Origin of the sequence: Priestia filamentosa, from assembly GCF_900177535.1 — a bacterium.
Taxonomy (GTDB): Bacteria; Bacillota; Bacilli; order Bacillales; family Bacillaceae_H; genus Bacillus_I; species Bacillus_I filamentosa.
This window is the reverse complement of the sequence record NZ_FXAJ01000031.1, coordinates 1-1209: the sequence shown is the minus strand read 5'-3', so window position 1 is coordinate 1209 and position 1209 is coordinate 1. Positions and strand designations below refer to the sequence as shown.

Here is a 1209-nt window from a genome sequence, read left to right as displayed (position 1 = left end):
CTTGCTATTGTTGTTTTAGAATATATACAAGTAAAATCTAATGCATTCGAAAAGTTTTTGACAGGTAAATCGAAAACAGTGATCCAAAATGGACAACTAGACATTAAAACGTTAAAAAAATTGCGATTAACCGTAGATCAATTAGAAATTCGTCTACGCAATCAAGGAATTACTAATATTCAAGATGTCAAAACGGCAACCATTGAACCCAACGGACAACTAGGTTATGAGCTTCAAGATGATGCAAAGCCTTTAACAGTAGGAGAATTTAAGAATGTGATGGCTGTCTATTTTCCTCAGTTAACCAAGTTACAAGATTCTTCTGTCCAGTCGCCTACTCAACCTAAGTCGAATCCTTCTTCCAATATCTTTGAAGAAGTAAATCAAAAACAAGAAAGACATCCTAAATACCTTCAATAGTGCCATTTCTTTGGAAAAAGGGTTCATAGAGAATAAGAATAGAAAGTAAAAGAAATACTAACCCCATCAATGAGGAGGAGGGGTTTTTATGTTTTTTCATGTGAAAGAACTACAGTATAGAGCCAAACCGGATAAGCCGGATCCCGTATATGCAAGAAAGTTACAAGAGGTCCTCGGTGGACAGTTTGGTGAAATCTCTGTAATGATGCAATACCTCTTTCAAGGATGGAATTGCCGAGCAGAACAAAAATATCGGGATATGCTCTTAGATATCGGGACAGAGGAAATTGCTCATGTTGAAATGTTAGCAACGATGATTGCCCAGTTGTTGGATAAAGCGCCTGTGGAAGAACAAGAACAAGCAGCGAAAGATCCGATTATCGCCAGTGCCATGGGTGGGATGAACCCGCAGCATGCCATTGTGAATGGACTCGGTGCAAGTCCTAATGATAGTAATGGATATCCATGGAATGCACGATATACCATTGCCAGTGGAAATCTTCTGGCTGACTTTAGAGCTAATCTCAATGCCGAATCGCAGGGGCGGCTTCAAGTCGTACGTCTATATGAGATGACTGAAGACAAAGGTGTACGAGATATGCTCTCTTTTCTTATCGCGCGTGATACGTATCATCAAAATCAGTGGGCTGCTGCTATTGCTGAACTCGAAGAGAAAGAAGGATTAGTGGTTCCAAGCACCTTTAATCGAGAGTATGAGAAGTCAGATGTAGCCTATACCTTTATGAGTTGTTCAGAAGGAACAGAAAGTGAGCAGGGACGATGGGCTTC

At 40.2% G+C, this 1209-nt stretch carries 2 protein-coding genes; both read left to right on the top strand.

Annotated features, from left to right (window positions below; genetic code table 11):
- On the top strand, positions 1 to 420 hold a 420-nt coding region (locus tag B9N79_RS25735; protein WP_085119490.1), incomplete at its 5' end, for a DUF421 domain-containing protein.
- Positions 421 to 508: 88 nt separating this feature from the next.
- A partial coding sequence (locus tag B9N79_RS25730) for a manganese catalase (RefSeq protein WP_085119487.1) occupies positions 509 to 1209 on the top strand: 701 nt, incomplete at its 3' end.